Annotated in this window: 5 protein-coding genes; 1 reads left to right on the top strand and 4 read right to left on the bottom strand. The window is 40.0% G+C overall.

Annotated features, from left to right (window positions below; genetic code table 11):
* Window positions 1–320: 320 nt before the first annotated feature.
* Window positions 321–1,742 (top strand): MATE family efflux transporter, encoded by a 1,422-nt coding sequence (locus BUB87_RS13450; protein ID WP_073346525.1) that lies wholly within the window; start codon window positions 321–323, stop codon window positions 1,740–1,742.
* A 3-nt stretch (window positions 1,743–1,745) separates the two neighbouring features.
* Here the strand turns inward: BUB87_RS13450 and BUB87_RS13445 are convergent, their stop codons facing one another.
* The 4 genes from BUB87_RS13445 to BUB87_RS13430 all read right to left on the bottom strand — a co-directional run bounded on the left by BUB87_RS13445 (window position 1,746) and on the right by BUB87_RS13430 (window position 6,972).
* Window positions 1,746–3,446, bottom strand: coding sequence for an ABC-ATPase domain-containing protein (locus BUB87_RS13445; RefSeq protein ID WP_073346521.1), 1,701 nt, complete (start codon window positions 3,444–3,446; stop codon window positions 1,746–1,748).
* A 105-nt stretch (window positions 3,447–3,551) separates the two neighbouring features.
* On the bottom strand, window positions 3,552–4,688 hold the full coding sequence (eutH, locus tag BUB87_RS13440) for an ethanolamine utilization protein EutH (protein WP_200792848.1): 1,137 nt from the start codon (window positions 4,686–4,688) through the stop codon (window positions 3,552–3,554).
* A complete protein-coding gene (locus BUB87_RS13435; protein ID WP_084111345.1) occupies window positions 4,672–5,706 on the bottom strand; it encodes a glycoside hydrolase family 5 protein in 1,035 nt (344 codons plus the stop codon). Before BUB87_RS13435 ends, eutH begins: the two co-directional genes overlap by 17 nt.
* Before the next feature lie 21 nt (window positions 5,707–5,727).
* On the bottom strand, window positions 5,728–6,972 hold the full coding sequence (locus BUB87_RS13430; protein WP_073346518.1) for an alpha-L-fucosidase: 1,245 nt from the start codon (window positions 6,970–6,972) through the stop codon (window positions 5,728–5,730).
* Window positions 6,973–7,321: the final 349 nt, after the last annotated feature.

The following is a 7,321-nucleotide window of genomic DNA, read 5'->3' as shown; positions in this document are numbered from 1 at the left end:
ATACTTTACCATCGTTTCGTCTCTTTGTCAAGGGGTATCTCTCGACTTTTTTGTCCCCTTGCCCCTCTCGCGATGGCTTTATTAATATACCACAGCTTTAAGGGGTATGTCAAGAGGGATTGATACTTTACCACAATATCATCAATGATAATTTCACAAAATAGCAACAAAACTCTCAGAAATGGTTGACTTCATATATAATAAATCGTATAATTTTATTGTAGAATTATTAAACACCATAATATTTAATACACAAAACTGTTAATAATAATCGTTCGATTATATGGGGATTCATTTATTTTTATGAAAGGGCGGTCAATGTGAAAAGGCTTGCACTCCAAAGCAGGTCAGAACAGGAGCAAAATTCTAAAGTACTTTTGTATGAAATATTAAACATTTCGTGGCCAGCTTTTATTGAACTGGTGATGTCTACTCTTTTTGGTATGGTTGATATGGTAATGGTCGGACAGCTTGGCCCTGCCGCTATAGCAGCTGTAGGCCTTACTAATCAACCTTTTATGCTTTTATTATCAGTCTTCGCTGCTTTGAATGTTGGAACAACTACTCTTGTAGCATGGAATATAGGCGCTCGCAACCTTAAAGAAGCTCGTTCTGTATCAAGGCAATCGCTTATTTGTGCCTTCGTATTGGGTCTAATCATAAGCATACTTGGATTTATATCTGCTCGTAAAATAATTACGTTTATGGGTGCTAAGGCTGATACCATAAACGATGCTACATTGTATTTCCAGATCGTATCTGCAGGACTGATATTTCAGACCATAACCATGTGTATAACAGCATCTCTAAGAGGAGTCGGCGAAACGCGAATACCAATGATGTACAATGTAGGAGCAAATCTATTGAATGTATTTGGCAATTACGTGCTCATATACGGTAAGCTGGGATTCCCTATGTGGGGTGTAGCCGGTGCAGCTGCTTCTACTACTTTTTCCAGATTAGTAGCATGTCTTGCAGGTCTTTATGTTATTTTTTTGTCAAGAAAATCTAAAATTCTTTTAAGCATAAAGGACGATTATAGACCCGACTGGAATATATTAAAGCAAATTTTTACTATAGGAATTCCTTCTGCTTTAGAGCAATTTTTCTTGCAAAGCGGCCTTATGCTATTTGCCAAAACCGTTTCAGGTCTAGGCACTTCCATTTATGCGGCCCATCAAATAGGGTTAAATATAAATGGTTTAACTTTTTCTCCCAGTCAGGCCTTTTCTGTGGCAGCAACTACCCTTGTAGGGCAAAGTTTAGGAGCTAGAAATATTAAAAAAGCAGAAAAATACGCAAATTTAATACACCACATAGGCATGGGAGTTGCATGTTTTATAGGTTTTATGTTTATACTATTTTCTCACTATATAACGAGAATATACACATCCGATTTTACCGTTGCTGCTATGGCAGGCACTGTCTTGAAGATCATGGCTTTGGCACAACCTGGTCAATCAACCCAATTGATATTGGCTGGTGCACTTAGGGGCGCAGGAGATACAATCTATCCTCTTATCGCTTCTTTTTCAGGTATATGGATATTTCGCGTCATTGTTGCATATATCTTTGTCTACATATTCCATTGGGGATTAATCGGTGCCTGGGTTGCTATGGTTCTGGACCAATATACAAGGTCAGCCATAATATACCTGAGGTTTATTTCTGGAAAATGGAAAACTGCAAACCTCCAAAGGAACCAACCAAAAGTATCAAAGCATCAAAGAGCTTCTTTATGAATCTTACTTGACTGTAAGGCTTCTAAGTCTATTTAACGCAGCTGACACCTCTTGAGGCCTTGGTAAAGCCAGGTTGCCAGGATGTTTTCCATAAAAAGGCGATACCACATCAAGCCCTTTCGAATTAATATCCTGATAGACTTTATCTACTATTTGCTTTAGGCTACTCTTACCATCTACGTATCTTTCAGCCGCATATCTTATTATTTCAGCGATAGCACTGGTCTGGCTCTTGTCCACCAGCTGTTCTACATAATCAAGCTCTATCTCTTCATAACCGTACTTTATTGTATCCGTATCTCTGGACTTAACCTTTTTCCCTCTAACATCCAGCCCGTTTTTAAGCGGTAGTCGTGGTTTTATAGTTATCTTTTTAGTTTGTGCTTCAATCTCTCTATTGGTTCTAAACCTTTGTGCAATCTCTTTAGCCTGGCATGTAACATCATAAGGCTTGTAATTATGCATTTTAATAATGCAATCAGCTACATCAAAATAATCACCGCTACCACCCATCACCAGTATGGTCGATATACCATTATCCTCATATAGCTGCTTTACCCTATCTATAAACGGCGTTATAGGTTCGTCCTCTCTGGAAATCAATTGCTGCATCCTGGCATCCCTTATCATAAAATTGGTGGCTGATGTATCCTCGTCTAGGAGCAACAATCCCGTGCCAATCTCCATCGCCTCCACGATATTTGCAGCCTGAGATGTGCTGCCGCTGGCGTTTTCGGTGCTAAACCTGGTGGTATCAATTTTATTGGGAAGGTTGTTTATAAAAGGGCTTATATCCACTTTTTCAACTCTCCTGCCATCCTCTGCCCTTATCTTAACAGCATCAGCAACAGTTATGACAAATTCCCTGCCATCGCCTGGTATATGATTATAAACCCCTCTTTGTATAGCTTGAAGCAATGTTGATTTGCCGTGATAGCCACCTCCCACAATCAAGGTAACTCCTTCGGGTATCCCCATGCCTGTTATCTTACCGCGATTCGGCAGATCAAATTCTACCCTGAGGCTATCTGGAGATTGAAAAGGCACAACATGTTCATTTTTTAATGGCTTGTCGCTTACACCACTTTCCCTGGGAAGTATAGAGCCATCGGCCACAAATGCCACAAGATGCCTCTCTTTTAGCTTGCTCCTTAAATAGTCTGCATCCTCTACCGTTTTTACCCATTGCCATATGTTATTTAAGTTAAGGTTTTTCTTCAAAAGTCCTTTGTCAACAATCTTAGGTATAAAATCCAGCAACATTGTCATAGCACCTTTACTGTTTATCCTTCTTCCAAAAGCAGGAAGCCCTATGCTTAATCTTGCCTCCACGTATTCCTCAGTTACTACCATGGCAGTCCGTTTTATAATTTCCTGGCCACCCTTATCTATGTAAATATCGCCGCTATGCCCCGTCCCTTTAACAACAGGCAGCGTCTTAATAACATCAAAAACAGATCTGGCAAGAAAATCTTCCAAGGCGAGTTTTCTAGAGGGATTTTTATACAGTTCGGAATCAAACCCCGCAATTTTTTGGGGTACCCTTACTCTTATTCGTGATGGGGTAGCAAAAGGATCTCCCTGAACATAATCAATATAGAGTTTAAAATTCCCAAAATCATATTCTCCTTGTATATCCTTGTAGGCTTTATAGCCCTTGCCGTTTATCATATCAAGTTTTTTTCTGAGATCATCTATTGTCATCAGAAGCACTCCTTAGTTTTACATAGTTTATTTTGAATGATAAAATAAATATACCAAAAAATAATGTAAATGTCTCTAGTTTTATTATTATTGTTATACCCTCTGCTATATTTTCCATCGCTCCCACATCCAAGATGCTAAAAAAATGCTTAATATCCCGGCAGCAAACTTTGATATTATAAACGGCATTATCATATGTGGAGCTACCCCTGATACGAATCCCATCTGTCCCCCAAACACAAAGGCACCACTTATAGCAAAAGCCGAACATATTACTTTTCCTTTAGGATTCATATCCTTAAAATTGCCAAACACCAATAAATTAGTAGCTAAATTGCCTACCAAACCCATAATAGAAGCACCATTAATGCCATATCTGTTGCCTATTTTTCTTAGAAAACTGCTGAAAAGCCTATCTAACATAGCCAACATGGGATATGCTCCAGCCAGAACAAAAGCAATTTTCCCCACTACAGCCATGACTTCTTTCATAGACACAATTTTTAATCCCAAATCAAACCCAAACACCGAACGGCCACCCTGTGCCAATAACCCTACAATACTCAGTCCTATTATTATTCTGCCAAAGATATCAAAACATCTAAATAAGATTTTAGGCATAAGCCACAGCCCCACACCCACAATGGCTGAAATCACTAGTACAGGCAACATATTTTTCAATAAATAAAAAGTGCTTAAGCCGTAGCTCAACCCAGCGACAAAACAACCAAAGGGGATAGATACTATCCCCACCATTACCCCCTTAGAAAAGAACTTCTGTTCATCTTTAGATATAATCCCTATTGCTACAGGAATTGAAAAGCTTATAGCTGCGCCCAGGTTAGAAGCCACAATAATACCTGAAAATAATCCAGTTTTTTCATTTAAAGCAAGATCCCTCGCTATCTGATATCCTCCCATATCCACAGCCAAAAAACTGGCAGCAAATGCTGACGGATCAACATTAAAAAGCCGAGAAACTGGAATCACTGCTTTAGATAAAACCTGAGATATTACAGGTGACAAAGAATAGATGCCTATCATCCCTAGGCCTACAGCACCCATGGCCTTAATTCCTTCTTCAAATTTTTGACCTAGATTTAAAGGATTACCTGCTACGTAATCAATCCCGCCTATCACAAAAAATACTCCTATTAAATACAGGACAATACCACCCATCTGCTGTAACCTTCCATCTTTTAATTTCAGCAAGCAACCCTTTATATTATTTCTGACTGACAATTTCGACCAATTCATCGCTTATAACATAGCCATCGGCATCCACCAGTCCAAAGTTCATCTGCTTGTATGACCAGCATGCTCTGCCGATATTTAGTTTCTTAGTCAGCTCTACAAAGTCTCTATGCCAGTTTATCCTGCTCTGAAGTGGTGCGTCGCTTATAACTCCGTATTCTCCGCAGTAAAGCTCCTTACCGGTAGAATTTATAAACTCCTCAGCCACCTTAAGATTTTTTTCCATCAGTTTTCTGTCATTGATCACCTCTAGCTGGCTCTCCCACCCTTTATATTCAGGCCTCTTTCTTAAAAATTCTTTTAAGCCTACAAATCTTCCGGGGTACTCTTGACCCTGGTTAAATTCTGCACATATATTCACCCATGATGCCTTCTGATGAGTAAACAGCAGGGGTTCATAGTAATGGAACGTATACACTACATTAGGATCATCAAAAAGCTGTATCTCTTTAAGAGTAAATATGGAATTATATGAATTCCCTCCGACTATGACTATCCTGTCTTGATCTATTTCCCTTATAGCTTCCACTGCCCTATGAGCCAGGGCGTTCCACCTATCACTTGTGGGCTCTACCACCTCATTTAATAATTCAAAAGCCACATTGCCTTTTTCGGCTATGTACCTTTTCGCAAAGTACTGCCACAGCTTTATAAATCTCTCCTGCAAAAACACATCATCAAACAAGCGATTCTCCTCTAATGTGCTGAAACTAAAGCCAGGCGCTCTGTGAAGATCCAGTATGACGTTAAGACCATACTTTTTACACCACTCAATGCAGTTATCCACATACTTAAAACCATCTTCCTTATATTTAAAAGGAGTATCATCATCTTCTAAAACAGGATAATCTATTGGAAGCCTCACATGGTCCATGCCCCAAGATGCTATCTGTTTTATATCTTGCTCCCGTATAAAACTATCAAAGTGCTCATAGCTGTGCTTGCCGTATTGGGATATCCATCCACCCAGGTTTACACCTGCCCTATAGCCTTGCATCTTCCTCATAGAGTTCCCCCCTACCATTAATCACTTGTAACAACATGTTGAAAACGCTGCAAAATCCCTTATTAGAGGTTCTGCCTCCGCTTTTAACACCTTTAGCCTAAGCTCTTTTGTATATATGGGCTCAAATCTATCGATCTTTTTATGCCCTATAGCGCTTCCGTGTACTAATTCTATCCAGTTACCTCCTTTTTCTGCTTCAAGTACGTACTCTCTCACTCTTTCACCATAAGCTATATCCTCCATAAGGATGACGTGATCTACAAGCGCAGCAGCGTTTAAAGCCAGTTTTAGCTCATACCCCTTTCCAGCACATCGGGAGAGCGGATTAGAAAATCTTCTTCTTATCTCCTCTCCAAACTCTATCACTCTTTTGGCATCAATGTCGGGTATAAGACCTCTATTGTCCGGTGCTACGTTTAAAAGAAGGTTTGCACCATGGCCAACTGAGCGATAATATATATCCATAAGCTCATCTAATGAAAGCAAGCTATCTTCGTCATTAGGATGCCAGAACCAATGCCGCCTTCTTATAGGCACGTCGCATTCTGCTGGTACCCATTCTGGTGTCTCAGGAAGCCATGTAAGCATGTCTTTAGTAAACATGCTAACCCTCGCCTCTTTCGCCGCGTTCCAACAAGGATATGGTGCAACTCCATCCTCATTTCCCACCCACCTTATAGTAGGAGCGCCCATATTGAATATCATCGCATCAGGTTGATATTTTTTCACCGTAGATATTATGCGAGGCCAATCGTACTCTCTTCCCTCCGAACCAGCACCATCAAACCAGACCTCAACTAGTCGCCCATATCTCGTCAAAAGCTCAGTAAGCTGTCTTATGTAAAAGTCATCGTAAGCTGCTTTGTCAGAATAACAAGGTTCATGCCTGTCCCAGGGAGAAAGATATATGCCAAATCCAATCCCTTCTTCTTCACACGCTTTAGCGCATTCTTTAACCACATCCCCAGTTCCGTTCTTCCACGGACTGGACTTTACTGAGTAAGAAGTAGTTTCGGTTTGCCACAGACAAAAACCATCGTGATGTTTGGCTGTCAATATAAAATATTTAAATCCCGCCTTTTTGGCTATTTTAACCCACTGCCTTGCGTCTAATGAGGTGGGATTAAAGGTCTCTGGAGAATCTGTACCGTCTCCCCATTCTTTGTCGTTGAAAGTATTCAAGCCAAAGTGACAAAACATACCCATCTCCATATCCTGCCACGCAAGTTGTTGCTTTGTAGGCGTTGGCAGGTTAATAGCGCTCATATCATTTATCCCCCTCGTATAATATGATTTGTAATCAACCAAAAAGGTCGACCTTTAACAAGATTAATAAAGATCTTTGATATTTAAATATTGTTTCTTTAAATTTCACCATGATTAAATCTATCAAGTGCCACTTGATACTTATGCATACATCGCATAGCTACTACCCATGTTTGGGAAGATGGGTTGTCAAGCCCGAACGCAGTGAGTTCATTTTAGGCTTGACTTACTCATCGACCAAACATATAATCCTCTCTGCGATGTATGCTCGATTGCTGCATTTTGTATTGTAGTACACGTATTCCCTCTTTCTTCTTCAGGTTGTCTCTGTTAAACTATCTCTAGGATT

The sequence above is a fragment of the Caldanaerobius fijiensis DSM 17918 genome, assembly GCF_900129075.1.
GTDB lineage: Bacteria > Bacillota > Thermoanaerobacteria > Thermoanaerobacterales > Caldanaerobiaceae > Caldanaerobius > Caldanaerobius fijiensis.
Note: the sequence above shows the minus strand (reverse complement) of the source record. Positions and strands in the feature narration are given on the sequence as shown.

Coding starts and splice junctions, on each gene's coding strand:
- BUB87_RS13445 (WP_073346521.1), bottom strand. CDS start 3,446: ATGACAATAGATGATCTCAGAAAAAAACTTGATATGATAAACGGCAAG.
- BUB87_RS13435 (WP_084111345.1), bottom strand. CDS start 5,706: ATGAGGAAGATGCAAGGCTATAGGGCAGGTGTAAACCTGGGTGGATGG.
- BUB87_RS13430 (WP_073346518.1), bottom strand. CDS start 6,972: ATGAGCGCTATTAACCTGCCAACGCCTACAAAGCAACAACTTGCGTGG.